The sequence below is a fragment of the Streptomyces sp. NPDC033270 genome, from assembly GCF_055576575.1.
Genome location: NZ_JBVIRA010000032.1, coordinates 19,647 through 46,106 on the forward strand (window position 1 = coordinate 19,647; position 26,460 = coordinate 46,106).

Genomic DNA, 26,460 nt, shown 5'->3' on the forward strand with positions numbered 1-26,460 from the left:
ATCCTACGCAGCCTTGGGAACGGTGGTGGTGCTCCCGGTTCGCCGGGACTGGCCGGGGTCTGGGGTCTGCGGTCTGCGGGCTGGGGCCTGGGGGCTGCGTCGGGCGCAGCGTCCAGTGCGCGTCGGATGGGCGGCGGATCGGCCGGGCGGGGCGCGGCAGCGGGCGGTGTAGAGGCAGCACTCTGGCTGGTGGCCGCGGGCGGTGCGTAGTTACGTAGTTCGGTGATGTCGGTGCAGTGCGCGGCGAGCGCGGCATTCGCGCCGCTGAACCTCGCGCGCCGCCGAACGCGCGCAACCGCACGCCCCTGAAACACGTCGACCGGCCGCGGCGTCTCCGCGGCCGGTCATCGGCGGTCTTCGGGTGTCACTGACCCTGATAGGGCGGCTGTTGTGGTGGTGGGGCGCCATACGGTCCCGGGTTCTGCGGCGGCTGCCCCGGAGGGACGACCGGCGGATACCCCGGCACGCCCGGCTGCTGCGCCGGCGGGAACCCCTGGCCCGGCTGCTGGGCGGGCGGGAACCCCTGGCCGGGCTGCGGGGCGGGCGGATACGGCGCCTGGTGCGGCATACCCGGCCCCGGACCCGCACCCCAACCCCCGGGAGCGACCTGCGACTGCGCGCTCCTGCCGCGCGTGCTCAACACCACGGCGACGACGACCACGATCGCGGCCAGCACGCCCAAGCCCACCAACAGCAACAAAACCGACGAGACCATCTGTGCCCCTCCCATGCTTCAGGCCCGTGCGGACACGCCACGGCGTTGACCCACCACGAGCCTACAAGGGAACGACAGCGGCCTCGTGTTCACCATCCACAGTCGGGGAGGGCAGCACCACGCCCAGGTCACCCGAACCCCCATCGTCGGGGTGCCGTGGACGAATGCCCACACCGCCGCGTCGGTTCAGGCGTCGAGCCGGGCCGCCAGGCCGTCGAGGACCCGGTCGAGCCCGTACGAGAAGTGGTCGTCGCGGATCTGCTGGGGGTGCACGTCCTGCTGGGCGGAGTTTCCCTCCCGCAGCCGCGGGTGTTGCTGCGAGGCCTCGTCGAAGGCCGGGCGCAGGGCCGCCACCCACTCCTGCTCGGACTTGCCGCTGCGGGCGATCAAGGAGAGGTAGGCGGCCTCGGAGGTCGCGATCCCGATGACGTATGCCGTGAGCGTCCCCACGGCCTGGTCCTTCTCGTCCGCGGGGAAGCCGGCCGCCTCGAACTGGGCGAGCATCCCCGACGACATCCGCAGGGCGTTCGGGCCGATGTGGACGAGGCCGACCTGGCCGAGCTCGGGGGCGATCCAAGGGTGGCGCAGGGTCATCGCCCGCAGATCGGCGGCGATGTGGGTGACGGCCGCGCGCCAATGGGCGCGGTCGGCGGTGGCCGGTGGCTCGACCTCGCCGTAGACCTCGTCCACGACCAACTGGATCAGCTCGTCCCGGTTGGTCACGTGCCGGTAGAGGGAGGTGGCCGCGGCGTTCAGGCGGCTGCCGAGCCTGCGCATGCTGAGCGCCTCGATGCCCTCCAGGTCCAGCAGTTCGATGGCCGCGGCCACGATCTGCTCGCGGGTCAGCGCTTCCCGCTGCGGTCGGCGCGGCCGGGTCCACACCGATGCGGTCGGCTTCTCGTCGGCTGGCATACGGCCCTCTTCCCTGCTCGTCCCACGGCTTCCGCCATCGTAGCGCACGCTGTACGCACCTTGCGTACAGCGTTCCCCTATGCGTACGGTGTGCGCATCGAGAGAACGCCGTACGCATCGGATGGGGTTGGGGAGCAGACATGTCGAAGTCGAAGAACGTGAGCTGGGACGAGCGGGGCAACTGGGACGCCACGGGCGCGTGGGGAGCCCGGGATTCCGCGGGCCGGAAACTGGACCTCGCCCACTGGCAGGCCCGCCTCGACGCACTGCGCGCCAAGCACCACGTGCCGGGCGCATCTCTCGCGCTCCTCGTCGACGGAACCGTCCACGAACTGGCCAGCGGCGTGCTGCACCGGGGTACGGGTGTCGAGGTGACGACCGACTCGGTCTTCCAGATGGGCTCGATAGCCAAGGTCTACACCGCCACCCTGATCATGCAGCTCGCCGAATCAGGTGAACTGGACCTGGACGCGCCGGTCGTGGACGTACTTCCGGAGTTCTCGGTCGCCGACCCCGAGGCGACCAGGGCGATCACCACACGCCGGTTGCTCAGCCACACCGGCGGCCTCACCTGCGACTTCACCCATGACAGCGGGCGCGGTGACGACTGCCTCGCCAAGTACGTCGAGGCCGCGAGGGGCGTGGCGCTCGACTGCCCGCCCGGCACCGTGATCTCCTACAGCAGCGTCGGCTACAACGTGCTCGGCCGGATCATCGAGGTGGTCACCGGCAAGGTCTGGGACCAGGCGCTGAAGGACCTGCTCCTGACCCCGCTCGGCCTCACGCACACCATGACGCTGCCTGAGGAGGCGCTGCGGTTCCGCGCGGCGATGGGGCACCTGGGCGAGCCGGGCCAGGTACCGGACCCGGCACCGGAATGGGACATGATGCCGCGCTCGGCGGGTCCCTACGGCAGGGTCATCGCCACCGCCGGAGACCTCGCCCGGCTCGCACGGATGCACCTGGCCGGCGGCGTGGCCGAGGACGGCACGCGCGTGCTCTCCGAAGAGACGGTCGCGCTGATGCAGCGCCGGGTGGTGGACTGTCCCGACAAGTGGACGGTCAGCTCGGACGGCTGGGGCCTGGGCTGGACCCTGTACGACTGGAACGGCGTCCCGGGCTACGGCCACGACGGCGCCTCCATCGGGCAGTACGGCTACCTGCGCGTGGTGCCGTCGGCGGGCGTCGCGGTCGCGCTGCTCACCAACGGCGGTGGTGCACGGGAGGTGTACGCGGCGCTCTACCGCGAACTCCTCGCCGAACTGGCCGGGGTGACCATGCCGGAGCCCTTCGCCCCGCCCGCCCAGCCGCCCGCGGTCGACTTCGCACCGCTGGTCGGCACGTACCGGCGCGAGGGCGTGGTCATCACCGTGACCGAGCGGGACGGCGCGGGCCACGCGCGGTACGAATTCGTCGACGGCATGAAGGACTTCTCCGAGCCCCTTGAGATCGATCTGCTGCCGGTGACGCAGACGGTCTTCGCCGGTACGGGGGTGGGCGCGGCATTCAGCGAGGACTACACGCCCGTGGTCTTCTCCACGCTGCCCGACGGCACGGGCTGCGTGTACATCGGCATGCGCTGCGGCCCCAAGACCGCGTAGAACCCGGCTGCGCCGGCCGGAGCCGGGATGGCCTCCTCGGCTCCGGGCAGGGGGAGTGTGTCGAGCGGGGCGGTTGCGCCGGCCTCCTTCACACGGCTTCGACCTCCAAATAGCGACGGCCGCCGGGACCCCGGACCTCCAGCGCCTCGAAGCCCCAGTTCCGCAGCACCTCCTGGCAACGCCGAAGGTGCTCCTGCTCCTGGTAACGGACACCACTGCCCCGGGGCCCGACCCAGCGCACCAGCACACGCCCCAGCCGGTCTCCTTCATCGGTGCGATAGCCGGTCCGCACCGGCTCGCCGTCCTCTCCCGCAGCCGACGGGGGGATACCTTCGGCTTCCAGCAGCAGGCTCACCGTACGCAGCAGCCGACGCCGCTCCCACGCGGCAGGGCACGCACCGGGGTCGGGACCGGGGTTGGTGAGGTGGCGGATACTGCGGATGCCGTCGAGCGCGTCACGCACATCGGCCGACCGCGCGCCGCCCGGCGCGGTATCCACCTCGTCGAGGGGTTCCGCGCCGGTCCGTACCCGCAAGCGGCCCATGCCCATCTGGCCGGCCTCGTCCATCATCGCCCCCTCACCCGATTCGGCATCCTCGGAATCGGCCCTGCATCCTCGGAACCGACTCTACGCACACCGTTCTCCCCAGGGGGCAGTCCGCGAGGGACGGTTCGCTCGCCTGGCGCGCGGTGTCGCGCTCACGGTGTGCAGCAGCCTCAAGCCGTCTCGCGCACCGCGAGTTGCGCGTGGTCGGTGTCGGGAAGCCAGTCGCGCCGGGGTGTGTAGTCCAGCCAGCGCCGGTCGCGGCCGACCTCTGTGAAGCCGCGCAGCAGGGTGCCCAGCAGCGGATGGCGGAAGGACTCGTGCCAGGCCAGCGACCAGGCGTACAGCGGGGTCGGCTCGACGAGCGGGATGGACCGCAGGCCCGTACGGTCGGGCAGCGGCGCGTCGGCGGGGAAGAGCGTGAAGCACGAGGCGTCGCCGCGGATGCGTTCGACGAGGTGGTCCAGGCCCAGGTTGGGGCCGTCCTGCCGCCGCGTGATCGCGAACTCGTCGGCGAAGCGGCGCAGGAAGTCCAGACGGGCCAGTTCGGCCGGGCACCACATCACACTGTCGCGCAGGTCGGCCGGGCGCAGCGCTTCGGCGTCGGCCAGCGGGTGGGACCGGCTGACCACCGCGTCGACGGGCTCCAGCCGCACCAGTCGCCGGGTGAGGTCCGCATCGCGGCCGTCGGGCAGCGGGTGCACCCGGCCGAAGCCCAGATCGGAGTCGCCGCGCCGCAGCGCCTGCGCGACTGACAGCCAGTCACGTCCCGGGCCCGGCTCCAGCCGTATGCGGCCGAGCGTCTGCACCACTTGGGCAACCGTGCGCATCGGCGCGTACATGTGGCCCCAGGCATCGATCCGTACGACCGGCCCGACGCCGGTCACCGCGGCGACCGCGCGCTCACCGGCAGCCAGCGCCGCACGCGCGGCCGGCAGGAACCGCTCACCCTCCTCGGTCAGCCGGATGCCGCCCTTCCGCTCGAACAGCCGGACCGCCAGCAACTCCTCAAGTCGCGCGATGCGCTTGGACAGCGCCTGCTGACTGGTGTTCAGCTCCGCGGCGGCCCGACCGAAGTGCAGTGTTCCGGCGGTCGTGGTGAATGCGCGGACCAGGGCGAGATCGAGATCCATGCCGCTGACCTTATGTGACAACCCCGCTGACCATATGTGACAACCCCGCGTTGTCGGCCAGGCGGGTTTGTTGTTGGCCGACCCGTCACCCCGAACGGTCAGATGGCCCCGACGCCACACCGAGGACAACCCGGCAGAGCAGGGGAACCCGGCGGGCGAGGGGTTCAGCCCCGCAGGCCACCAAGGACAGGGAGAGGACAGCGATGAAGGCGCTCATACCCACGGGAGATCCCGCCGAGCCGGTCGTGCTCGCCGACGTTCCCGAACCCACACCGCGCCCGCACGAGGCGCTGGTGAAGGTCGAGGCGTTCTCGGTCAACCGGGGCGAGACCTTCAAGCTGGAAAACCCCGCGCCCGGCGACCGCCCCGGCAAGGACATCGCCGGACTCGTCGTGCAGCCGGCCGCCGACGGAAGCGGACCGTCCGGGATCACCCGGGTGGTCGGGCACCCCATGGCGGGCGGCTGGGCGGAGTACGTGGCGGTGCCGACCGACGCGCTTGCCGAGCTGCCGGACAGCGTCTCCGCGCTTCAGGGCGCGGCCCTGCCACTGGCCGGGCTCACCGCGCTGCGGCTCCTGCGCGCCGCCGGGCCCGTGCTGGGCCGGCGCATACTGCTGACCGGTGCGTCCGGAGGCGTCGGCCATTACGTCACCGAACTCGCAGCCGCCGGCGGGGCCCGGCTCACCGCCGTCTCCCGGGACGCCGAACGCAGTGCCCGACTCGCCGAACTCGGCGCCACCGACATCGTCCACGATGTCGCCGACGCCCGCGGCCCGTACGACACCGTGCTGGAATCGACGGGTGGCCGGGCGCTCCCGCTCGCCCTGGCACGGCTCGCCAAGCGCGGCACGCTCATCTGGTTCGGCCAGGCCAGCAGGACCCCCGCGACGCTCGACTTCTTCGACTTCTTCACCGGCCCCGAATCGGCTGTGATCCGTCACTTCCACTACCTCGACGCCGACACCCGCCTCGACGACGACCTGGCCGTGCTCGTCCGCCTGACCGACGAGGGCCGCCTGCACCCCGAAATCGGCCGCGTCACCGACTGGACCGACACCGCGACCACGCTCACCGACCTGCGCGACCGCCGTATCCGCGGCAAGGCCGTCCTCACCCTGTCCTGAGCCACACCCGAACGTCCCCCATCTCCTCCAACTCCTCCAACTCACCGAACTCACCGAACTCACCGATCACCGAGAACCAGCCGAAGGTGCACGCCCATGACCACGCCCGTGACCACGACCACGACCACGACCACGACAATCGTCGACCCCAAGGCCGTCGTCATCCGCTACATCGAAGCCGTCCGTGACGGCGACGCCGACACCATCAGGGACAGCTTCGCCGAGGACGCGACCTGGCACTACCCGGGCGACCTGCCCATCTCCAAGGTGTGGCACGGCCGCGAGACGATCATCAACGACTTCCTCGGCGGCATGGGACCGATCCTCGTACCCGACACCATGGAGATCGAACTGGTCAGTGCCCTCGCCGAGGGCGACCGGGTGGCCGCCGAATGGACCTCCAAGGCCAAGACCGTCCACGGCAGCAGCTACGACAACCGGTGCGTCGGCATCTACACCGTTCGCCACGGCAAGATCACCTCCGTCATCGAATACGCCGACACCCGGCACGTGGCCGCCACCCTCTTCCCCGACCACGTCACCCCGCGGCCTGCCGGTACCAAATGAACCGCCGCCCGGCTCACCACCGTCACCGATACCGGCCGCCGTCAGCCCCCCGATCGACACCTCGCCTGCTCACGGAGGGCTTCGATGAACGTCGTGACGTGGGGGCGGTCGTGACGGTGGCCGATCGTGGCAACGCCGATGTGCCGGGTCGGAGTCGGCGGCTCGATCGGGACGGCGCGCAGACCCGGCACCGTCGGGACGAGCGCGATGGAAGGGACCAGGGAGATTCCCATTCCCGCGGCGACAAGTGAGCGGGCGAAGAAGTAGTCGGTGGTGGTGCCGCGCACTTCCGGTTCGAAGCCTGCGCGCTCGGCGTAACGGCGCAGGTAGGCCTCGGTCTTGAGGCAGCCGAGCACCCAGGGCTCGGCTGCCAGCTCGGCGATGTCGAGTGACTCGCGGTCGGCGAGTCGATGCTCATGGGGCATGACGACGTGCAGGGGATCTTCCAGGAGTGCGGTCCACTGCAGGCTGGAGCTCGAACCCGGCCCGACAGGCAGCGGGCCGTCGAAGTGGTAGGCGAGTGCGAGGTCGACGGCGCCTTGGCGGACAAGGGGCAAGGTGTCCTCGGGCTCGCCCTCCCTGACGTGGAGCAGGGTGCGGGGATGGGTTGCCATGAGCCGGGGGAGAGCGTCGGGCAGCAGGTGCCTGCCGCCGCTGGTGAAGGTGGCGACGGTGAGCTGTACGCGGCCCGTGCTGAGCCGCTGGACTTGCTGCTTTGCCTGTTCGAGCTCGGCTGCGACGGACTCGGCGGCCCCGACCATGATCTGGCCGGCCTGGGTGAGGGTGACCCCGCGCGTGCTGCGTGCCACGACCTGGGCACCGAGGCTGCGTTCCAGCACCGCTACGTGCTGGGAGACGGCGGAGGGGGTGAGGTGGAGAGCCGCGGCCGCCTTGCTGAAGCTGCCGTGGTCCGCCACCGCCCGCAGGACGCGGAGTCGCTGCACATCGATCAACAGTATTCCTTAACACGCTTCCAGCAAGCCGTCACTTCTGCTGCTGACGGTAGGCGTCCAGGGTGGGGGCATGCAAAGAATCTGCGTCATCGGCGGAAGCCGCTACGTCGGAAGGCTCCTGGTCGAGCGTCTGCAGGCGGCCGGCCATCAGGTCACCGTGCTCAACCGCGGCTCCACTCGGCCGCCCGCCGGTGTCGAGCACCTCGTTGTCGACCGCAACGACGAGGCCGCTCTCGTCGCCGCGCTCGGCTCGCGCACCTTCGACGTGGTCGTCGATCAGGTCTGCTACACCCCCGTGCAGGCCGCGATCGCCGCCCGCGCCTTCGCCGGCCGCACCCGGCGCTACGTCATGACCTCCACGATCGAGGTCTACGACCCGGCGACCGCCGCGCTGCCGGCTGTGCCGGCGGGCGTCGCGGTACCGGAGGAGAACGTGGACCCGCGCGCCTGGCAGGTAGCCGTCGACCTCCCCTGGCACGACGGGGCATACCTGGAGGCGCACTACGCCGAGGGCAAGCGGCAGGCGGAGGCCGTCCTCACCCGGGACGGCGGCTTCGCGTTCGCCTCCGTACGCAGCGCGCACGTGCTCGGCGGCGGCGGAAGCGAATTCACCGGCCGACTCGCGCACTACACCGAGCGCATCGCCCAGGGCGACGAGATCGTCGTGCACGCCGAGGCGCTGCCGACGGTGTTCATCCACCACGAGGAGCTGGCGGACCTGCTGCTGTGGGCGGCCACCGCCAGCGACTTCACCGGTCCGGTCAACGCCTGCTCCGACGGCCTGCTCGACGTGCGCGACCTGGCCGCGATCGTCGCCGCGCAGACCGGCCGCGAACCCGCCTACCGAACGGTCGCCGCGGGTGGGACCGCCTCACCGTTCTCCTTCGACCGCCACTACGCCATGAGCAACGCCCGTGCGAAACAGCTGGGCTTCGCCTTCTCCCGCACTACCGACTGGCTGCCCGGCGCCGTCGCCGAAACGCTCGCCGCATCCACCGCTCCCGCCGCCTGAGGAACACGAACCGCCATGCAGTACCGCACCATCGCCGACATCACCGTCAGCGCCATCGGCCTGGGCGCCATGCCGCTGTCCATCGAGGACCGCCCGGACGAGAAGCGGGCCATCGCCACCGTCCACGCCGCCCTCGACGCCGGCGTCACGCTCATCGACACCGCCGACAGCTACCACTGGCACGCCGACGAGGTAGGCCACAACGAGCTCCTGATCACCCGCGCTCTGGCCCGCTACGGCGGCGACACCTCCGGCGTCCTGATCGCGACCAAGGGCGGCCGCGGCCGTCCCGGAGACGGCAGCTGGACCGTCACCGCCACGCCGGAACATCTCAGGCGCGCCGCCGAGGCCTCCGCCAGGCGGCTGGGGGGCAAGGCCATCGGCCTGTACCAGCTGCACAAGCCGGACCCGGCCGTGCCCTGGGCGGAGTCCGTCGGCGCCCTGCGCGACCTGCTGGACGCCGGCACGATCCGCGCCGCCGGCATCTCGAACGTGACCACCGGCCAGATCCGCCAGGCGCATCAGATCCTCGGCGACCAACTCGTCTCGGTACAAAACCAGTACTCGCCCGCCGTCCGGGACAGCGAGCCCGAGCTGCAACTGAGCGCACAGCTGGGCCTGGCGTTCCTGCCCTGGAGCCCCCTCGGCGGCATCTCCCGCAGTTCCCTCGACGGCCCCTCCGGCCCGACCTCTGCCGGCACCGCTTTCCACCGCATCGCGGCCGAGCACGGCGTCAGCCCGCAGCAAATCGCCTTGGCCTGGCTGTTGAACCGCTCCCCCACGGTGATCCCGGTGCCGGGAGCCAGTCGCCCGGCCTCCATCACCGACTCGGCCCAGGCCGCGGAACTCGAACTGAGCCCGGGAGAGCTGACGCAGCTTGAGGACGCGCTGCCGGGCTGAAGCAACTCCGGGCGTCGACGCCGAGTTGAGCGGCTACCAGGCCACCGGCAGCCGCTCGGGGACCCGTTTCATGAACCGGGTGCGCCAGACCAGTTGGTCGATCGGTACCGCCGGTTGCAGGCCGGGCATCTTCTCCACTAGCACCCGCAGGGCGATCTCGGCGTGCTTCCTGCCCAGGCCGGTGGCCGGGCAGTAGTGCCCACCGCCGCCGAACGAGAGGTGCTCGGCCGCGTTGGGCCGGTCGATGTCCACGGTGTGCGGTTGGGGGAACACGTCCGGGTCGGTATTGGCGGCCTCGACCAGGACGAGGAGCAGTTCGCCCTTCCTCACCTGGACCTCGCCCAGGAGGACGTCCTCGGTGGCGATGCGGGGCAGCCCGTCGCCGATGGAGAGGTTGACGCGCAGCAGCTCGTCGACCGCAGCCTGGATCTTGTCGGGCTCGGCGCGCAACCGGCGCCACACATGCGGGTTCTGAAGGAGAGAGACGATCGCCATCGTCAGGAAGCCCATCGTGCTGATGACCCCGGCGCCGAACATGGTCACGCCGACGGTGGCCAGCATCTCGTCGGTCAGATGCGCATACTCCTCCGTTGTGCGCAGCGCGGCGAGCTCGCTCATCAGGCCCGTGGTGAGCGGGTCGTCCAGGCGCTGCACCATGTAGGCGATGTCCCAGTTGAGCTTGGCGCCAGTGATCGGGGACGCCGAGTGCATGAACGCGATGTCGAGACTGGCGGCCAGGCGGGGCGCGTCCGCCTGGGGGATGCCCAGGATGCGGCAGTGCAGATGCTCGGCGTACGGGCTGACGAACCGGCCGCGCAGGTCGACCGGCGGGCCGTACGCCAGCATGCCGTCGATCGTTTCAGCGGCGTGGGTGTACATCCAGTCCTCGAGACCGGGCGACTTGGGGTTGATGGCCTTCAGCACTGCCTTGCGCAGTCCGGCCCCGGTGATGTTGCCCATGTTGTTGACCACTTCCGGCGGGATGGTCAGTGCGTATTGCCTCGGCACCCCGGGGGCGGAGGTGTCCTTGAGGCTGAAGCGCGGGTCCTCCAGCACTTGCCTGCACAGACGGTACGACGACACCAGCCATGCCGGATCCCCGGCAATCGTCCGGACCCGTTTGACCGGCTCGGCCCGCAGCTGGGCGATCTCGGGCGGGAGACGGTCGCCACGCGGGGAGAACGGGAAGTCGAGCAGCGCGTCAGTGTCCATCATGTTCTCCTTCGACGGGGGTGATGACGGCGTGGCCCTGGTTGCGGGAGGCGCGCAGACCAGCCCCTCGCGCGTACAGCAGCTCGGCCATCGGCAGAAGCTGGTGGTAGCAGTGCGTCTTCGCTCTTGGCCACCTCGCCGCTCGCGATCGCGCGCGAGGTGGACGGGGCCGGCAGTCTCAACCCGACACGAGCGGCCGCGGGCGGTGCGACTGCCAGGGTCCTCCTGATCACTGCCCCTCGCTGTGATCGCCTGGTCAAGTCGCCCAGAACAACTCCGCGTCGACGAAATAGTTGCGGCAGCCCGAACCGCACAGCCTTCGAGGCGGGCCGTCGAAGCGATCCCTGCGCTCATGCCTTCGCAAGACGGAGTCACGAGCCTTGGAACAAGTTCGGCGGCCCGCAACGGCTGGGCAGGGTTGGGCGGCCCCGCGTTGCTCCGAACGGACAGATAGCCTGGGCCCGTCAGCGAAGATCGCAGAAGGGCAGAGCACATGGCAGACATCGTGGAGACGGCGGCGCGGAAGGTCTTCGAGCGCTACGACGTCGACGGGGACGGCCAGGTCACCGCGGACGAATACCGGAAGGTCGTGGCGGAGTTGGAGGGCTCGGAGATCACCGAATCGCAGGCCCAGGAGCTGATCGACTCGCTCGACACCAACGGCGACCGCCAGATGTCCTTCGAGGAGTTCTGGGCGGCCATGAATGGCTGACACCACCGGGTCCGGCACATGAACCTGCCGGACCCGGTTCGTCATTCCGCCGGTTCCTGTGTGCGGTCGTTGCCGCGCACTGCATCTGTGTGGCCGTTACCGCGCACTGCATCCGCCGGATCGCCGAGTTCCCTCCAGGTCCAGACGCGGGGCGCGGCGCGGATATACGCAGGCCCGGGGCGCAGTACCAGCTGCCCCCGTCGCACTGGGCGAGGGGGCCGGCCCGCTTGCTCAGTGGAAGGTGACGTAGCCGTCGCCGTCGCGGTCGTTTCCGCTCCTGGTGTAGGAGTGGACGTCGGCGCGGCTGCCGCCGGGCTTGTAGAGGTAGATGGTGTCGCGGTCGTTGTTCCATATGAAGTTGCAGTTGTCGCGGTAGACGACGTTGCCGCTGTCGGAGTCGGTGCCGTTGCCGCCACGGAGCTTGACGTAGTCACCAGGCTGCAAATAGTGGTTCGCGGTGAACGTGAACCGGTTGCCCGTGGCGTCCTTGACTACGTAGCCGCGGAGGTTGACGGTCGCCGTACGCGAGTAGTTCTTGACGGTCAGGTACTCGTCCCGGGTGTTGCCGGTGCGGCAGCTGTTGGAGTCCCGGCCCGGTGCGTCGTACTGAACTCCGCGGACCTTCAGGGCGGAGGAGTACTCGGCGGCCTGGGCAGGGCTCGCGGTCAGCGCGGCGAGCGTTGCGGCCGCGAGAGCGGCGGCGAGGGCTGTGGTGCGGGTACGCATGGTGAGGTCCCCCCTCAAGAGTGCTGATGAGCGGCAGAAGCCTACAGACACCACGTGCGACTTGTTACGGTTTCAAATTGTTGATCTCGGACATTCCTCGGACATTCCACGGACATTCCTCGGATATCCGGAACGCGTCGAGCACCGCGGGGCCGCACCCGCATCACCTGCAACTTCTGCGGCACCGACGCCCACGAGGTCGTGCATGACATCACTGGTGGCCGCGCTGGTCGTGGACGGAGGTTGTCGGGGACGAGGCCGAGGGCCCGCCAGGGCTGCGGCCCACGGGTGGCGCAGGAGGGCGCGGCGTAGCTCGGCCATGAGGTGACGACGTCCTCGCGCCAGGACTCGTGGTGCCTGGCGGGTAGCCGGATTTCGGCAAACACTGCGTCCAGGGCGAGGTCCAGGACATCGTCCTTGGTCGCCACATGCCAGTAGAGGCTGGTCGCATGGACCTGCAAGCCCTCGGCGAGGGTGCGCATGCTGAGGTTCTGCACGCCCTGGGCGTCCAGCAGGTCCACGGCGGCGGCGACGATCTTGTCGCGCGTCAGCTGCGGCTTTGATCGCGCCTTCTTCTTCGCCTCGCGGAACCAGACATCCCCCGGGGCTCCGTGCGCCGCTGCGGGCTTCGGCCCCGGTCTCCGTACGCGGAGGGGAGGCGGTGGCTATGTGCAGCTGGCCATCGGTGAACTCGCCGCGCAGGATGTGCGCGGCCCGTAAGGCCAGCACGAGTCCCCGGCCGCACTGGGCTGACTGTAGAGCGGCCACGCCCTGCGGCACCTGGGCGAACGTCGCAGCCAGCGACCCGAAGGCTGTGCGCGGCGGCGTGTGCCCCGCAGTCCGAAAGGTTTCCCTGTCGTTCATTTAGCGGCATGAGTGATCGTTTCTGCGCAAAACCTACTCATCGGTCGGCCGGGAAGAGTTCGCCTACGGGCCCCTGATCGGCCCGGCGCAGCGGCCCTAAGTTCTCCTCGGTGACCAGTCGGCAAGGCGCTCAACTCCTCATTTTCGCAGTGCTTTGACGAAGGAGTAGATATGGAACGTCGTACCTTCCTGCGCGGAGCCGTCATCGGCACCTCGGCCGCCGCCTTCGGCGGCACCCTCCTGCACGGCGCTGCCTACGCGGCCCCGGCCCAGAACGGCCCCGGCCCCTACGGCGCACTGGGCACCGCCGACGCCAACGGCATCCAGCTGCCCAGCGGCTTCACCAGCCGGGTCATCGCCCGCTCCAGCCAGGCCGTCTCCGGCACCTCGTACACCTGGCACAGCGCCCCCGACGGCGGCGCCTGCTTCGCCGACGGCTCCGGCTGGATCTACGTCTCCAACTCGGAGATCAACCCCAGCGGCGGTGCGAGCGCCGTCAAGTTCAACTCCTCGGGCACCATCACCGCTGCCTACCGCATCCTGTCCAACACCCGGCAGAACTGCGCCGGCGGCGCCACCCCGTGGAACACCTGGCTCTCCTGCGAAGAGGTCTCCCTCGGCTCCGTCTACGAGACCGACCCGTGGGGAGTGAACGCCGCCACCCGGCGCGACGCCATGGGCAAGTTCAAGCACGAGGCGGCCGCCGCCGACCCGGGGCGCCAGGTCATCTACCTGACCGAGGACGAAACCGACGGCTGCTTCTACCGGTTCACCCCGACCACCTGGGGCGATCTGTCCTCCGGAACCCTCCAGGTCCTGAAGGCCGGGACCGGCACCTCGGGCTCGTTCACCTGGGGCACCGTGCCGGACCCCGACGGATCCCCCACCACGACCCGCAACCAGGTCTCCGGCGCCAAGCGGTTCAACGGCGGCGAGGGCTGCCACTACGCCAACGACACCGTCTGGTTCACCACCAAGGGCGACAACCGCCTCTGGCAGCTCAACCTGACGAACAGCACCTACGAGCTGGCGTACGACGACAACCTGGTCAACCCCGGTCCCGCCCCACTCACCGGCGTCGACAACGTCACCGGATCCTCCTCCGGCGACCTGTTCGTCGCCGAGGACGGCGGCAACATGGAGATCTGCATCATCACCCCGGACGACATCGTCGCGCCGTTCCTGCGGATCACCGGCCAGTCCAGCTCGGAGATCACCGGACCGGCCTTCTCCCCCAACGGCACACGGCTGTACTTCTCCAGCCAGCGCGGCACGAGCGGCAGCTCCTCGGGCGGCATCACCTACGAGGTCACCGGCCCCTTCCGCACCTGACCGACCCGATAGCAGTCCGAGCGGCTTCTGGTGGCCCCGGCCCATGCGCCGGGGCCACCGCAGGTGTCCATCACCCCGCCCCCTCCCAAGGAGCACCCGTGTCCCACGCCCTGTCCCGACGCCACTGGTTCGGCCTGACCGGTGCGACACTGGCCGCCGTCGCGCTGTCGACGACGACGCTGACGACCCCGGCTCACGCCACCCCGCCCAACATCCCCAGCAAGTCCACCGCCCAGTCCGAGCTCAATGCGCTGACCGTGGCCGCCGAAGGCAGCATGACCGGCTACTCACGCGACCTGTTCCCACACTGGATCACCATCTCGGGCACCTGCAACACACGGGAAGAGGTGCTCAAGCGCGACGGCTCGAACGTCGTGGTCGGCAGCGACTGTTACCCCGACTCCGGCAGCTGGTACAGCCCCTACGACGGCATCACCGAGCACGCGGCATCCGACGTCGACATCGACCACGTCGTCCCACTGGCCGAGGCCTGGCGCTCCGGTGCCAGCTCGTGGACGACCAGCAAGCGCGAGGACTTCGCCAACGACCTCGCATACCCCCAGCTGATCGCGGTGACCGACAACGTCAACCAGTCCAAGGGTGACAAGGATCCGGTTGCCTGGACTCCACCGCTGGCCTCCTACCACTGCACCTACGCCAAGATGTGGATACGGTCCAAGTACCACTGGGGCCTGACCCTCCAGTCCAGCGAGAGGACAGCGCTGCAAAGCATGCTCAACACCTGCTCCTCATGACCGGACACCCGTACGCCTGAGACACCTCAGCGGGGCCGCGCCCCCCTTCATCAGGTGGCATGCCGGCCCCGCTCACCTGCCACCCGCCACGCGCAGGGACTGGTCCACGACGGTGAGGGTGAACGCGAATGCTGCACGCGCGACATCGTCCACGGCGCCTCGGAGATCAGCCTGCCCTGCCCCCGTCTGTGCCTTCTCCACCTCTACCTCCACCTCCGCCTCCGCCGAGGACTGGAAACGGCCGCACGAAGAAGTGGACGCCCTGATGCTCCTGGGGCGCACCTTCGACCGGGAGCAAGAGGGCGATCCGCTCTCCAGGACGTACATGCGCGCTGGAGGACGTACGTGTGCGCTGGGCCGGCAGCGAACAGGAGATGCCCGCCGACGTCCTCGACGAGTTGAACCGCCCGGAGGACGCCGGACAGCACCGCCGTACCGGCCTGGCCTCACCCTCTGCGTCAACTACGGCGGTCGAGCAGAACTCGCCCAAGCCTCAGGCGCCCTGGCCGGCTGCTTCCGCCACGCCAGAGCCGCGAGAGGACGGCGATCACGTCGTCTTCCGGGGCCGGTTGAGCCTCACTGAAGACGGAGCGGCTTGCTTGGACGTGGGCGGCGCGTTGATCCTCTTCGATCTGGTCGGCCCACCGCCGACGGATGGCGCCGATGGGTCGTGGATCGAGGTCCGCGCCGGACGGAACGACGTCAGTCTCCGGCCCTATCAGGTGTAAGGCCCTATCAGGTCTGACCCCTACCAGGTCTGACGCGACACCTGCCGATCAGACGTCACACCAGACCAGGGGCAATCCCGGATGACTCTGGTCTGGTGCGACGTCAGGGGACGGCTTCTCGGTTTGCATGCCGTCAACTATGGTTGACAACGACTCCGCGTCAACGTAAGTTGACATACATGACCGAGGCAACCGATCTCGCCGAGCGAGCAGGTGACCGTGACCCGCGGGTCGGGCTGCGGGCCGTGGCCGCGCTGCGGCGACTGCTGGAGCAGCTTGAGTCCGTACAAGTCAGAAGCGCCCGGAACCAAGGCTGGTCGTGGCAGGAGATCGCCAAGGAACTGGGCGTCAGCAGGCAGGCTGTACACAAGAAGTACGGGAGGCATTGACGTGTTCGAGAAGTTCACCAGAAGCGCCCGCGACGTGGTCAAAGGCGCGGTCAGCCACTCCGGGCGGGCCGGGGCCGTGGCAGTCACCGAGGAGCATCTGCTGCTGTCGCTGCTCGACGCAGAGGGCACCACAGCCTCCTCCGCCTTGACCTCGCTCGGCGTGGATCGGCGCCGCGGGGCCCTGGAGGGGGCGCTGCGGGAGGCCCGGCAGCGTGGCGGGATCTCTCGGGCGGACGCCGAAGCGCTGGCCGGCTTCGGTATCGACGTCGACGAGGTCGTCGCCCGCGTCGAGGCCACCCACGGACGCGGCGCCCTGGCTGCCGACCGCACAACCAAGCGCTGGCGGCCCGCAGGACATCGCCCCTTCACCCGCGAGGCGAAAGCCGTGCTGGAGCGCTCCTTGAGGGCCGCGCTGGCCCGCGGCGACCGGCACATCGGCGACGAGCACATCCTGTTGGCGCTTGCCGCCCACCCTGGTGTGGTGGCGGACGTGCTCGCCGAGTACGGAGCCGACCAAGCCGAGGTCGAGCGCGCGCTCAGGGACGGCGGACCAGGGCGGGCCAAGGCGAGCTGAGTGCTCGGGCAGCTGCTCGTACGCTGTCGTCGGCAGCTGCTCGTACGGTGTCGGCAGGTGCGCCGACGCACTGGTCGGGTTCCGCGAAAGCCCCCAAGCTCGCAGCTCGCCTCCATTCCCCACTTGCTCGAACCGGGTGCATTCGGGGTTGCCCAGATGCATTGACCTAGGGCGTGGCCGACGGGTGGGACATCTGAGATGTCTGAGACATCTGACGGTGGCGCTCGACGCAGGCAGTGACGGCGGGAATCACCGCTGTCATCTCCGGGCGCCAGCCTGGGACCGCGTTGACCTCGCAGATGGTGTGGGCACCAGTCGCGGTGAAGAGGAGGTCTACGCCTGCGATGGTCAGGCCCAGAGTCCGTGCGGCCAGGACCGCGAGGGCCTCGGCCTCTGGATAGCGGCCTCGGCAGAGGCTGACGGCGCCGCCTCGGGCGAGGTTCGAGGCAAGGGCGTCGTCGCGCGCGGTGCGTACCGCGGCGGCGACGGGTTCGCCCTCCACGATGACGACGCGCAGGTCGCGTCCGTGCGAGGGGGCCACGTACTCCTGGAAGAGGAGGGGCATGTCGTGGGCAGCGCCGTCCGCCGCCTGACGCAACGTGGGGAGATCCGGGACGAGGGACACCTGCCTGCCCTGGTAGCCGTTGACGGGCTTGACCACGCAGGGCACGTCAAGGCCTGGGGTGCGGACGACGCCGTTCAGCGGTGCTGTGGCGTAGGAGAGCGACGCGGGCACCGGAAGGCCGGCCGCGGCCAGTTCTTGCAGCTGCCAGAACTTGTTCCGGCAGGTGATCTGCGATTCGAGTGAGTTGAGGAGCGTGCTCCCCATGCGCTCCAGGTGCCGCAGGAGCGTCACTTCGCGGTCGTGGTGCATCGAGCCGGGTACCTGGCGTACGCATACGACCTTCGGGGCGGGCATCTCCTCTCCGACCAGCGTGCGCAGGCTCAGCCGCCCGTCACGGACGCCGAGGAGGAGCTCGTCCGTGTGCCAGACGGCGAAGCGCGAGCCGTACGCCGCGATCAGCGCATCGGCCAGAGCACGTGTCGCCCCCACCGGCTCAGCCGGATGGGCACGCACCAGCATCCAGACATCGGGAAACGACCGCTTTAACGACAACGACTCCGCCATGTGTCCGCTCATCCCCATGAGGCAACCAGTACCGGCAGGAGATTCTCGTCGAGGCGGCACCAGGAGGTGAGGACTCGCCGGACGTGCCCCCTCGGCCGAACCATCAGTGCGCCGCACTGCCATTCGATCAACGGTTCCGCACCGTACTCGGCCGTACCGCCGGCAGCCCGAGCTGAAGGCACCCGGCCCGAACCCGAGCCCGAGCCCGACCACCCTCTCCAGCGGTACATGAGGTGAGCGCCGTACCTGACCCAGCGGGCGAGGTGCCGCGCTCAGTCACCACGGCGACGGCACAGGTCGTGGCGCCGTGCGCGGCCCTGCCCGCCTGAGAGGATCGGGGCATGGCGGACTCACCTATGCGGATCAATGCCCTCATCGTCGATGCCACGGACCCTGCGCGGCTTGCCGCGTTCTGGTCCGAGCTGCTCGGCCGGCCGGTCGTGGGCCGCACGGGACCGTACGTATGGCTGCGGCGCGAGAACGGCCTGGGTCTGGGGTTCCAGCAGACCGCCGAACCCAAGTCCGGCAAGAACCGCATGCACTTCGACATCACCTCTCCCGACCCGGCCACCGAGCAGCAGCGGGTCGAGGCGCTCGGCGGGCACCGGCTGGAGCAGTACGCCGACGGCGGGTTCCTGGTGATGGCCGACCCCGAGGGCAACGAGTTCTGCATCCTCCCCGACGGCCCCTTCGAGCTCGACGACGAAGGGCGGGCGAACTACCTCGGCTGACCGACAACTGTCGCCTGAGCCCCGACGTCCTCGACTGCTCCTGCTCCCGGCGGACGGCCCACGAGGTCGTCAGGGCCGGTCTCTCTGGTCGGGAGACGGGGCAGGAGTCGGGTCAGGGGTCGGGTCAGGGAGAGGATGGCGACGTGCCCCGCCCCGTCTTCCGCGACGTCAGTTCCGGCAGCTCGGACAGTGTCTGCAGCGCCTTCAGGAAGCCGGCTCGGTCGGCGGCCGGCAGCTGGGTGAGCAGTTGCTCCTCGCCTTGCTGGATCGCGGCTTGTACCGCATCCCGCAGCCGCCTGCCCGCAGCGGTGAGCGACAGCAGACGAACCCGCCGGTCCTTGGGATCCGGCTGACGGCGGATCAGCTCCCGGGCCTCCAGGTCGTCGAGGACGGGGATGATCCGGGTCTTGTCCGCCCGGATGGCCTCGGCCAGCGCCGCTTGCGTACGGATCGGCGACTCGTCGAGGTGCAGCAGTACCGAGTACGCCCACATCGTCAGACCGTGCGCGTCGAGGATCGGCTGCTCGGCTGCCATGAGCGCACGGCCCAGGGGCACGATCATCGCCGCCAGATCGGGACGGGTCGGCCGCCCCTTGGATGTGGTGCCGCTGTCGGCTGCGCTCTCGGCCATGGTCAAGAAAATACCCGTTGACAATTCATGTGCTCACGCAGATCGTAAGCGCATGCATATGAATCATGAAAGCGTGTCCGCGCCGCACGCGGACTTCGCACGCCTGAGGCGCCTCAATGCCCAGGCGGTACGGGACAGCGTGAACCTGGTACGCCGGATGACCCCCGACGATCTCCGCAAGCCAACGCCCTGCTCGGCCTGGACCCTGTCGGATCCGCTCGCCCATATGACGGCCCAGCACCACGGGTTCGCGGCGGCGGCGCTCGGACACGGGCAGGACCTTTCGCACTGGTCGGTCCGGCCGCTCGGCGAGGATCCGGTCACGGAATACGTCGAGGCAGCCGAGCATGTCATCGCCGCGTTCACGACCCTGGAGAGCCCCGACCGCGAGTTCGCGCTCCCCGAATTCCCCCTCGTCCAGACCTTCCCCGCCGCCCGCGCGATCGGCTTCCACCTCATCGACTACGTGGTGCACAGCTGGGACGTCGCCCGCACCCTGGGCATCACGTACGCACCCGGCTCCGAACTCCTCCAGGCCGCACTGCCGATAGCCCTCGCCGTCCCGGACGACGACTCCCGGCTCGCCCCAGGCAGCGCCTTTCGGCCGGGACTGGCCGCGGACGACGACACCAGCACACTGGCGAAGATCTTGGCGGCACTCGGCCGCTCGCCGGACTGGCGCACCCCCCTCTCCCGCGACAACCACACCGGCCTGGAGCGCGGGGCGGCCGCCGGCGACAGCACTTACTGAAGGCCCTCGCCGCACGCACCGCGCGACCGAGAGCACGCAGCGCCCACGTCCGGCCGCCCGTGGACCCCGCACCTCCGCATTAGGCGCTCCCTCGCGCCCACGAAGACGCGGGTGCCGGTCGGCGCGACATGGGCGGCACTCAAGGCCCGCCACTGACGACCCATCAGGCAATGCCCAGGCACTGGGCGGTGAGACGGGCGACGGGCGAGGCGGGGCCTCAGGCAAGCTCCCCCGTCGTGCGGTCCTCCACCGAACGGGCGGGCCGTTGGCGGCGACTACCTCCAAGGCAGCGGCGAACTGTCGACGTTCGCACGGGCCTTGGCGAGCGAGCAAACATTCTGTTCACAATTATTCGTTGACAACAATTAGTGAGCCACCTCATCCTGGGTGCATGGCATCAACTCCCGACCAGCCCGCCGACCCCTTCACACCCCCACATCCGGACCAGGCGCGTGCACACCGCGTATACGCGTCCCTGTTCCGCATCTCCGAGCGACACGCGGCCACCGACGAGCAACGCCGCCGACAGATACACCCGTCCGCTCTCGGGCCGCACGAGGCCATCAGGCTCGTGTCGTTCCTGCTCAGCGGAGCCGCGCGGCTCGAGGACGGCGAGCCAAAGGTGGACCACACCGATATCACCGCCGCGTTGAGCCTCGTGCCACTGGCTCGCGGCGAGATGGACGAGCTGGAAGCCGGACTCCTCCAGATGGCGCGGGGCCGCGGCATGACCTGGCCAGAGATCGCATTCAGCCTCGGGCTCGGCACCCCTCAAGCCGCCAGACAGCGCTATGAACGACTGATCGCACGCACCACCACAGACACAGAGCAAGGACCGGCGTAGAACAGCTGAACAGCTCCTCGTCGCAGCCGTGTCGACGCTCCTCCTCGCCTGCGGGCTCCCTGGGGCCGGCAAGACCACCCCGGCCAGGCGCCGGGAGCAGGAGTGGTCGGCGCGAGCTCCAACGGCGGCTTTCCGAACGCAATGCGGCTCTGCCGCCGGGGGCATTCCGCATCACGGAGGAACGACTCGCGGACGCCGTCAGGTGGTTCGAGCGACCGACGCCGGAGGGACTGGCCGAGTTGAGCCCGCTCCGATCCGCGATCTTGCTGGTTGTCATTACCGAGTTATCGAGTCTGAGCCGAGAAGGCCGGAGGGAGACATACGGTGGCTGTCCCATGGGGACTTTTGATATCTACCGTGGGAGGCATCGCCGCCACCCTCGTGGGAGTCGTCGCGGGCGGTGTCGTGGGACGGCGCGGCCAGAACCGCCAGTGGCTCCAGGAGTCACGGACGGCCGCGTACGAGAAGTTCCTCCAGGCCTTCGGCGCTGTGGAGATGGAGCTCCGCGAGGCGTTCGTCGACAGACGTGTGCCCGCCGTCGACTGGGAGCCGTTCAACGCCTCTCTGCAGTCGATATCCCTGGTGGCAAGCCAGGATGCGATGACGGCGGTCAATCAGATCTGTGACGTCATCGAGGAGTTCACCATCCTGTTCCATGGCCGTCAACCGACGGATCTGGAAGAGCTCCGGCCGATTCACACCGGGCTGTGCGAGGCGCACGTGAGGTTCGTCAACGCGGCCCGTCGCTCCCTCGACCCCTTGCAGGAAAACCTCATCCGGACCCAGGGCGGACCGTCACCGTGGCACGGGGTCGAGTCCTTCTGGGCTCGGGGGGAGAGGCGTCCAGGATGCGAATAGGGGAACGCTGCAAGGCGGACACGTCATCGGGCAAGAAGGGATGGAAGGAAGAAGGATCCGATGAGCACAGAGAAAAGCCTGGAGAGATTCCAGCGATGGACACTGTCCGTATTGGATCTACTCGGTTCGACGATGTACTGCACGTTTCTCGCGCCAGAGTGAGTCGAGGTCGACGAACGAGTGAACTCGGTACACGAAATGTCGGACTCCATCTGGTAAAGCTGGAGAGAATCTGGGCACTGGAGAGCAGTGGCTAGAAATCTCGTACACCTTCGGGGCGGGCAAGCCTTCCACGGCAACAGCAGAGAGCAGCCACTGAATGTCGATCCACTTCAACGTGTACGGCCTTCGCGAGAAAAATCTCTGCGAAGCAGAAAGGCTTATCTCCCATACCCTGGAGGTAGAATTTACATCGCGCGAAAGCTCCTTCAAAGGAGGAGAGTACTTCTCGCATCGGGGTTCCGATCTATTTGAGATCACGATCGAGTCGAACTTTGCGGACGACGAAGGAATCCTCTCCGTCCCAGAATTCCCCCAGTATCCGACACTCATCTTCGTCAGTTACGCCACCTCGGAAGTAAAGCGTCGACTGAACGCGCAAGCTGAGATCGACCTGCTTCGCACCGAGACAGTCGAGTAGCCGTCGACCATCCGTCAGAGCCCCACCCACCCACGGCTCTGCAAGCACCTCTCCCCACCTGGCATCAACATGCCTCAAGCGAAAGCGAAAGCGAATCTTCTTCGGTGAGTTGGGTGAGTTGGGTGAGTTGGCTGACGGCTGCGGGGGCGGCGTCTGGGCCGTATCTGTCGACAAGGCCGACCAGTGGCCGTAGGTGGTCGCAGGTGGTCGCATCCTTTCCAGCTCGACGACCCATCCGAACTCGTGGGTTCCCGTGCCGGGCCCAGGCTTCAGCGGATCGAAAACCAGGTGCGTTTGAGCCCGTATGCGTCCGTATACTCGTGCGAACTCATGAAGGACGGGAGGTGGAGACAGTGAAGCTTGCTGAGGCGCTGGCAGAACGTGCGGAGGCGACGCGGCGTGTAGAGCAGCTGCGAGCGCGCATCGTCGGTAGTGCGCGGTACCAGGAAGGCGAGACGCCCGCCGAAGATGCATCCCAGTTGCTGGCCGAAGCCGGCGAGGTGATGGACACCCTTGAAACGCTGATCCGACGGATCAACCGCACGAATGCCGTTGTGGAGATGGGCCCGGACGGCACACTCACCGACGCACTCGCACGCCGGGATGTGCTGCGGACGCGTCACTCGGTTATCACCGCGGCGGCGGATGCGGCAGCGGGTACGGGCGAGCGGGGATACGGGCGCCAACTTCGGTCCGAGCTGATGATGCTCTCCGCCCTCTCGGTCGCGGAACTGCGCGGTCAGGCAGACGACCTCGCACGGGAGATCCGTGAGATCGACGTGCGGATCCAGCGGACGAACTGGGAGGTCGATCTGCTGGACTGAGCCGTCCCGGCAGACGAGGACGATGTGGAGCAGGTAGCTGTTTCGGAGGCGTGCACACACCGAGGGCCGGCGGTTTTCCAGCCCACTCCTGGCGCGTGAAGAGCAACGCGGGGGTTCGACTCCCCTTTAACAGTGCAGCTCAGCATCGCGTACAGGTAATGGTGCACATTGCACAGCACATCACCACGTGCAGATCCGGACGGTGAGGGCGGGTTCGGGGTTCCCACATCGCAGTAGGAACAGACAGGTCCCCAGGAGATGGCCGCGGCTGGCTTCGCTCTTCGAGGGGAACGCACACCATTGACGAGTGACCTCACCACTGCTCGGCGAATCCGCTTCGGGAGCGCAGCCGAATCTACGACAGCAATCGCGACAGTAGGTAGAGCACCGCCAAGACTCCCAGGACTGCCCCGACGATCTGCCACGTCCTTTGTGGCGAGGGCAGGATGACGACCTGCGGCGTGGACTTGCCGGGGTAGACGTAGTAGATCCGGTGCCGATGCTCGGGCACGACCACCCGGGCCAGCGGCAGGTACCGCAGGTCGGCCTCTCGTGCGATCTCACCGTCATGCGGCTTGAGGCGAGGCTTGAGGAGAGCTTTGAACTCGCCCTCGAGGTCGTCGGGGACGGAGTCGTTGTGGGTGAGGAACGTCTTGTGCCAGTTGCCGTACTCACGTGCGTGCTGACGCGCCATGTACGGCAGGCCCGACTCGGGCCACTTGATCTCCTCGGTCCGTGGCTGCCGGCTGATAATGCCTTCAGTCCACGTCACGGTGTGGCCGGTGCCCGCGCATCGCTTGTGGGACTCGGTTCCTGCGCCGTCGCAGTCGGGACACTCTCGGGTGCCCCTGCCTCGGCAGGTCGAGCAGGTGACATGTCCGCGGCCTCGGCATGTGGAGCATGCGGCCTCGAACGCCCCACACTTCTTGCAGGTGACGCGCTCGTCTGCTGCCTGCCGGGTTTCTTCGGTTGCCTTCTGGGTTCGGCGGCCTGTGCCGTCGCAGCGTAAGCACGCGTCGATGCCGCGGCATTCGCCGCAGGTGGTGGTCGCTGCGCAGGGCAGGTCCCCTCGCCCCTGGCAGCGCGAGCAGGTCACTTTCCCGTTGCCGCACGGGCAGGATTCGTCTTTGACCGAGCCACGTTGCACCAGCTGCAGTGTCGTTGCGACGGCAGGGTCCTGCGGTGGGGCAAGGGGGTGGCGATCCAGCCTGTCGTATCGCGGGCGGCCCGAGAGATCGATACGGCCGCGGTGAAGCCGCTTGTCCTCGGTGCGGGTCTCTATGGACCGCACGATCTTTCCTTCCAGGAGCGAGTGCCAGGTGACCTCGACGGAAGCCGGCAGGCCCACCTTGGGCGCTTCCCCGCGCTCGGCGATGTGCTGTCGCACCGCTTGCAGGATGTCCGTCTCGCTCAGCATGCGTCTCCCCTGTTTCGGCCGCGGCGCCCCTCCCCCGCGGCCGTCGAAGGCACCGTAGCCAAAACGCACGGCGGGCGGTGCCGAACCTCCGCGGCTGCCCGCCGGCACTACGCGATCCTTGTGCCCTGGCTCTGATTCGGCAAGATCCCCTACCCGGCCCCGTATGAGATGCCTAACTTGGCAGCACGTTGCGGTACTACCGCTCCGGTCACTTTCTGTCGGTCGAATGAGGCATGGCCATGGCTAGCTTGAGATCACGCTGCGGGTGGGTACGGCAGAGCGAGTCGCGGCCTCGGGTGTGGAAGCCGACGACTCCGAGCACGCGCGGCTCCCGCCCCGCCTTCAGCCCGCCCCGCCTTCAGCCCGCCGTGGTCACCATCGTCGGACTCACTCTGCCGGGTGTCCTGATCGCTTTGTGCCCCACCTGGCGGAGGAGACTGCCCGCACCTGATCGGGCCAGAAGCCCCGCGCCCGCCCCTCCCCCTCCCTTCCCCACACCGAAAGGTGAAGTCATGCACGACCTCCAAACGCTGCTACGCGAGTACGACCGCGCCCGCGCCTACACCGACGACCTGTGGAAGGACCTCACCCCAGATGAAGTCATCTGGCGCCCACATGAGGACTTCAGCGCAATCGGCTGGCACCTCGGCCACCAGGCCCATGTCGCCCATTTCATGATCCGCAACCTCACCGCGGCCGAGCCCAGCCCCGACCCGGAACTGGACGCGGTGATGGATTCCGCGAATCCGGAGAAGTTCCGCGGCGCGCTTCCCACGGTCGAGCGGCTCACCGCGTTCCGCGACACTGTCGCCGAGCGGGTCCACGTCCGCATCGGCGACATCGCCGCCGGACGTGTCGGCGCCCCCACCCAGCTGTCCATCGTCGCGACCCACCTGTTGACCGCACTCATCAACCACGAGTACCAGCACGACCAGTGGATCAGCGAGGTCCGGGCCGACAACCTCGGCCACGCGCTCCCGCCCGACCCCGAGTCGGACCGGCTCAGCCGCGTCGACGGCTACCTCGTCTGCAACCCCTACGCCTGACTACCGCACAGGCGGACTGGGTGCTGCCGGAGGCCTCCCACCTGGTTGGTCTGCGACAAGAAGGTGGAAGCGAAGCGGCCCGGCACAAGCGGCTGATCGTGAAGATCGGCTGCTGCCTGGAGCTGGGCCGCTACCTGGAGGCCGCCATGGTCCGCAAGCCGGGCGTCTTGGCATCTTGGCGTCTTGGCATCTTGGCGTCCTGGCGTCTTGGCGTCTTCCGGCGCCACCGCGCTGGAACGGGCCGGGGCTCTGGGCTCTGGGCTCTGGGCTCTGGGCTCTCACTGCCGACGAAACCGTACTCAAGGTCAAGCCAGCTCGCCGGTCAGGCGCGGCAACGCAGCATCCCCAGCGGCGGGTTCGCGCGGAGGTCCGCCCAGAAGTCCTCGCCGAACTCACGGATGCCGGCTTCGGACACCTGCAGCGGTACCCACTCCACCACACTGAACCCGGTCGCCCGCAGACACTCCTCGTAGACCTCGCGGCGCGGGGCCGTGGTGACGATGCTGATCGGCTGCGGGTCGAGAAGAGCCGTGACCCGCGCCCGCGGGCCCGTCTCGATTTCCTCGCCGGTCGGCTCGCAGCGGAACCCGTACTTGTCCAGGGACGGACAGTCGAACCGGTAGTCGGGCTTCTGGGCGAGCACGAAGAACTCTCCACCCGGCACCAGGCTGCGGTGGATGTTGCGGCACATCCCCAACACCACCTCACGGATCATTCCTCACCACCCGCCGGCCGCCCGGAGCCAGTGCACCTGCCTCGCTGGCTCGGGCGGCGCCGAGCTCCGCTGGACCACTGAACGCGCGCGTCGGTCCTGGTGGCGATCCCGGTGGCGGTCC

Annotated in this window: 30 protein-coding genes and 1 pseudogene; 18 read left to right on the forward strand and 13 right to left on the reverse strand. The window is 68.8% G+C overall.

Features of this window, described 5'->3' with window-relative positions; all coding sequences use genetic code 11:
- Positions 1 to 364: 364 nt before the first annotated feature.
- Together ACZ5XZ_RS33370 and ACZ5XZ_RS33375 are read right to left on the reverse strand one after the other, a co-directional pair.
- Complete coding sequence (locus ACZ5XZ_RS33370) at positions 365 to 715, reverse strand: hypothetical protein (protein ID WP_468984969.1); 351 nt, start codon at positions 713 to 715, stop codon at positions 365 to 367.
- 186 nt (positions 716 to 901) lie between these two features.
- The gene (locus ACZ5XZ_RS33375; RefSeq protein ID WP_468984972.1) at positions 902 to 1,627 is read right to left on the reverse strand and encodes a TetR/AcrR family transcriptional regulator; all 726 of its coding nucleotides are present in this window, start codon (positions 1,625 to 1,627) and stop codon (positions 902 to 904) included.
- Positions 1,628 to 1,767: 140 nt separating this feature from the next.
- On the opposite strand from ACZ5XZ_RS33375, the gene ACZ5XZ_RS33380 reads away from it, so the two are divergent.
- Positions 1,768 to 3,228, forward strand: coding sequence for a serine hydrolase domain-containing protein (locus tag ACZ5XZ_RS33380; protein ID WP_468984975.1), 1,461 nt, complete (start codon positions 1,768 to 1,770; stop codon positions 3,226 to 3,228).
- A gap of 88 nt (positions 3,229 to 3,316) precedes the next feature.
- Here the strand turns inward: ACZ5XZ_RS33380 and ACZ5XZ_RS33385 are convergent, their stop codons facing one another.
- Both ACZ5XZ_RS33385 and ACZ5XZ_RS33390 read right to left on the reverse strand, forming a co-directional pair.
- Positions 3,317 to 3,799: a hypothetical protein gene (locus ACZ5XZ_RS33385; protein WP_468984977.1), complete on the reverse strand. Its 483-nt coding sequence runs from the start codon at positions 3,797 to 3,799 to the stop codon at positions 3,317 to 3,319.
- A 146-nt stretch (positions 3,800 to 3,945) separates the two neighbouring features.
- Positions 3,946 to 4,905 carry a LysR family transcriptional regulator gene (locus tag ACZ5XZ_RS33390; protein WP_468984979.1) on the reverse strand — a complete coding sequence of 320 codons (960 nt, stop codon included), beginning with the start codon at positions 4,903 to 4,905 and terminating at the stop codon, positions 3,946 to 3,948.
- A 203-nt stretch (positions 4,906 to 5,108) separates the two neighbouring features.
- Here ACZ5XZ_RS33390 and ACZ5XZ_RS33395 point away from each other — a divergent pair, with 203 nt between their 5' ends.
- Together ACZ5XZ_RS33395 and ACZ5XZ_RS33400 are read left to right on the forward strand one after the other, a co-directional pair.
- Positions 5,109 to 6,029, forward strand: a complete 921-nt coding sequence (locus ACZ5XZ_RS33395) for a zinc-binding dehydrogenase (protein WP_468984982.1) — start codon at positions 5,109 to 5,111, stop codon at positions 6,027 to 6,029.
- Positions 6,030 to 6,125: 96 nt separating this feature from the next.
- Positions 6,126 to 6,596: a nuclear transport factor 2 family protein gene (locus ACZ5XZ_RS33400; RefSeq protein WP_468984984.1), complete on the forward strand. Its 471-nt coding sequence runs from the start codon at positions 6,126 to 6,128 to the stop codon at positions 6,594 to 6,596.
- 41 nt (positions 6,597 to 6,637) lie between these two features.
- On the opposite strand, the gene ACZ5XZ_RS33405 is transcribed toward ACZ5XZ_RS33400, so the two are convergent.
- Positions 6,638 to 7,549, reverse strand: a complete 912-nt coding sequence (locus ACZ5XZ_RS33405; RefSeq protein ID WP_468984987.1) for a LysR family transcriptional regulator — start codon at positions 7,547 to 7,549, stop codon at positions 6,638 to 6,640.
- 70 nt (positions 7,550 to 7,619) lie between these two features.
- Between ACZ5XZ_RS33405 and ACZ5XZ_RS33410 the strand changes: the two genes are divergently transcribed.
- Both ACZ5XZ_RS33410 and ACZ5XZ_RS33415 read left to right on the forward strand, forming a co-directional pair.
- On the forward strand, positions 7,620 to 8,561 hold the full coding sequence (locus tag ACZ5XZ_RS33410; protein ID WP_468984989.1) for an NAD-dependent epimerase/dehydratase family protein: 942 nt from the start codon (positions 7,620 to 7,622) through the stop codon (positions 8,559 to 8,561).
- Positions 8,562 to 8,576: 15 nt separating this feature from the next.
- On the forward strand, positions 8,577 to 9,461 hold the full coding sequence (locus tag ACZ5XZ_RS33415; protein WP_468984992.1) for an aldo/keto reductase: 885 nt from the start codon (positions 8,577 to 8,579) through the stop codon (positions 9,459 to 9,461).
- A gap of 33 nt (positions 9,462 to 9,494) precedes the next feature.
- On the opposite strand, the gene ACZ5XZ_RS33420 is transcribed toward ACZ5XZ_RS33415, so the two are convergent.
- Together ACZ5XZ_RS33420 and ACZ5XZ_RS33425 are read right to left on the reverse strand one after the other, a co-directional pair.
- Entirely contained in the window at positions 9,495 to 10,676 is a 1,182-nt protein-coding gene (locus ACZ5XZ_RS33420) for a cytochrome P450 (protein WP_468984994.1), read from the reverse strand.
- Positions 10,663 to 10,779, reverse strand: a pseudogene (locus ACZ5XZ_RS33425) (tRNA-dependent cyclodipeptide synthase); the annotation flags it as partial. The gene ACZ5XZ_RS33420 and the pseudogene ACZ5XZ_RS33425, both read right to left, overlap by 14 nt.
- A gap of 387 nt (positions 10,780 to 11,166) precedes the next feature.
- Between ACZ5XZ_RS33425 and ACZ5XZ_RS33430 the strand changes: the two are divergent.
- Positions 11,167 to 11,385 (forward strand): EF-hand domain-containing protein, encoded by a 219-nt coding sequence (locus ACZ5XZ_RS33430; protein ID WP_128510833.1) that lies wholly within the window; start codon positions 11,167 to 11,169, stop codon positions 11,383 to 11,385.
- Positions 11,386 to 11,616: 231 nt separating this feature from the next.
- Here the strand turns inward: ACZ5XZ_RS33430 and ACZ5XZ_RS33435 are convergent, their stop codons facing one another.
- Both ACZ5XZ_RS33435 and ACZ5XZ_RS33440 read right to left on the reverse strand, forming a co-directional pair.
- Positions 11,617 to 12,111 (reverse strand): lamin tail domain-containing protein, encoded by a 495-nt coding sequence (locus ACZ5XZ_RS33435; RefSeq protein ID WP_468984996.1) that lies wholly within the window; start codon positions 12,109 to 12,111, stop codon positions 11,617 to 11,619.
- A gap of 41 nt (positions 12,112 to 12,152) precedes the next feature.
- A complete protein-coding gene (locus ACZ5XZ_RS33440) occupies positions 12,153 to 12,593 on the reverse strand; it encodes a hypothetical protein (protein ID WP_468985162.1) in 441 nt (146 codons plus the stop codon).
- Positions 12,594 to 13,146: 553 nt separating this feature from the next.
- On the opposite strand from ACZ5XZ_RS33440, the gene ACZ5XZ_RS33445 reads away from it, so the two are divergent.
- The 5 genes from ACZ5XZ_RS33445 (at position 13,147) to ACZ5XZ_RS33465 (ending at position 16,753) form a co-directional block, all read left to right on the forward strand.
- Complete coding sequence (locus ACZ5XZ_RS33445) at positions 13,147 to 14,307, forward strand: alkaline phosphatase PhoX (RefSeq protein ID WP_468984999.1); 1,161 nt, start codon at positions 13,147 to 13,149, stop codon at positions 14,305 to 14,307.
- Between the two features lie 98 nt (positions 14,308 to 14,405).
- On the forward strand, positions 14,406 to 15,062 hold the full coding sequence (locus ACZ5XZ_RS33450; protein WP_468985001.1) for an HNH endonuclease family protein: 657 nt from the start codon (positions 14,406 to 14,408) through the stop codon (positions 15,060 to 15,062).
- Between the two features lie 347 nt (positions 15,063 to 15,409).
- Positions 15,410 to 15,790: a hypothetical protein gene (locus ACZ5XZ_RS33455; protein WP_468985004.1), complete on the forward strand. Its 381-nt coding sequence runs from the start codon at positions 15,410 to 15,412 to the stop codon at positions 15,788 to 15,790.
- Between the two features lie 179 nt (positions 15,791 to 15,969).
- Entirely contained in the window at positions 15,970 to 16,179 is a 210-nt protein-coding gene (locus tag ACZ5XZ_RS33460) for an HTH domain-containing protein (RefSeq protein WP_399148125.1), read from the forward strand.
- Position 16,180: 1 nt separating this feature from the next.
- Positions 16,181 to 16,753, forward strand: a complete 573-nt coding sequence (locus tag ACZ5XZ_RS33465) for a Clp protease N-terminal domain-containing protein (RefSeq protein WP_468985007.1) — start codon at positions 16,181 to 16,183, stop codon at positions 16,751 to 16,753.
- A gap of 166 nt (positions 16,754 to 16,919) precedes the next feature.
- Here ACZ5XZ_RS33465 and ACZ5XZ_RS33470 read toward each other — a convergent pair whose 3' ends face one another.
- Positions 16,920 to 17,894 (reverse strand): ATP-grasp domain-containing protein, encoded by a 975-nt coding sequence (locus ACZ5XZ_RS33470; protein WP_468985009.1) that lies wholly within the window; start codon positions 17,892 to 17,894, stop codon positions 16,920 to 16,922.
- A 329-nt stretch (positions 17,895 to 18,223) separates the two neighbouring features.
- On the opposite strand from ACZ5XZ_RS33470, the gene ACZ5XZ_RS33475 reads away from it, so the two are divergent.
- Complete coding sequence (locus tag ACZ5XZ_RS33475; RefSeq protein WP_468985012.1) at positions 18,224 to 18,613, forward strand: VOC family protein; 390 nt, start codon at positions 18,224 to 18,226, stop codon at positions 18,611 to 18,613.
- A 124-nt stretch (positions 18,614 to 18,737) separates the two neighbouring features.
- On the opposite strand, the gene ACZ5XZ_RS33480 is transcribed toward ACZ5XZ_RS33475, so the two are convergent.
- Positions 18,738 to 19,244 carry a MarR family winged helix-turn-helix transcriptional regulator gene (locus ACZ5XZ_RS33480; RefSeq protein ID WP_468985015.1) on the reverse strand — a complete coding sequence of 169 codons (507 nt, stop codon included), beginning with the start codon at positions 19,242 to 19,244 and terminating at the stop codon, positions 18,738 to 18,740.
- Positions 19,245 to 19,317: 73 nt separating this feature from the next.
- Here ACZ5XZ_RS33480 and ACZ5XZ_RS33485 point away from each other — a divergent pair, with 73 nt between their 5' ends.
- From ACZ5XZ_RS33485 to ACZ5XZ_RS33505, 5 genes are all read left to right on the forward strand, one after another.
- Positions 19,318 to 19,995 (forward strand): TIGR03086 family metal-binding protein, encoded by a 678-nt coding sequence (locus ACZ5XZ_RS33485; RefSeq protein WP_468985017.1) that lies wholly within the window; start codon positions 19,318 to 19,320, stop codon positions 19,993 to 19,995.
- A 391-nt stretch (positions 19,996 to 20,386) separates the two neighbouring features.
- Positions 20,387 to 20,839: a DNA-binding protein gene (locus ACZ5XZ_RS33490; RefSeq protein ID WP_468985020.1), complete on the forward strand. Its 453-nt coding sequence runs from the start codon at positions 20,387 to 20,389 to the stop codon at positions 20,837 to 20,839.
- 357 nt (positions 20,840 to 21,196) lie between these two features.
- Positions 21,197 to 21,697, forward strand: coding sequence for a hypothetical protein (locus ACZ5XZ_RS33495; RefSeq protein ID WP_468985022.1), 501 nt, complete (start codon positions 21,197 to 21,199; stop codon positions 21,695 to 21,697).
- A gap of 319 nt (positions 21,698 to 22,016) precedes the next feature.
- A complete protein-coding gene (locus ACZ5XZ_RS33500) occupies positions 22,017 to 22,337 on the forward strand; it encodes a hypothetical protein (RefSeq protein ID WP_468985025.1) in 321 nt (106 codons plus the stop codon).
- Positions 22,338 to 22,690: 353 nt separating this feature from the next.
- Positions 22,691 to 23,161, forward strand: coding sequence for a DIP1984 family protein (locus ACZ5XZ_RS33505; protein ID WP_468985165.1), 471 nt, complete (start codon positions 22,691 to 22,693; stop codon positions 23,159 to 23,161).
- Positions 23,162 to 23,516: 355 nt separating this feature from the next.
- Here the strand turns inward: ACZ5XZ_RS33505 and ACZ5XZ_RS33510 are convergent, their stop codons facing one another.
- The gene (locus ACZ5XZ_RS33510; protein WP_468985027.1) at positions 23,517 to 24,578 is read right to left on the reverse strand and encodes a DnaJ-like cysteine-rich domain-containing protein; all 1,062 of its coding nucleotides are present in this window, start codon (positions 24,576 to 24,578) and stop codon (positions 23,517 to 23,519) included.
- Positions 24,579 to 25,090: 512 nt separating this feature from the next.
- Between ACZ5XZ_RS33510 and ACZ5XZ_RS33515 the strand changes: the two genes are divergently transcribed.
- Positions 25,091 to 25,624, forward strand: coding sequence for a DinB family protein (locus ACZ5XZ_RS33515; protein ID WP_468985030.1), 534 nt, complete (start codon positions 25,091 to 25,093; stop codon positions 25,622 to 25,624).
- Between the two features lie 322 nt (positions 25,625 to 25,946).
- On the opposite strand, the gene ACZ5XZ_RS33520 is transcribed toward ACZ5XZ_RS33515, so the two are convergent.
- Positions 25,947 to 26,339, reverse strand: coding sequence for a hypothetical protein (locus tag ACZ5XZ_RS33520; RefSeq protein WP_468985032.1), 393 nt, complete (start codon positions 26,337 to 26,339; stop codon positions 25,947 to 25,949).
- Positions 26,340 to 26,460 lie beyond the last annotated feature (121 nt).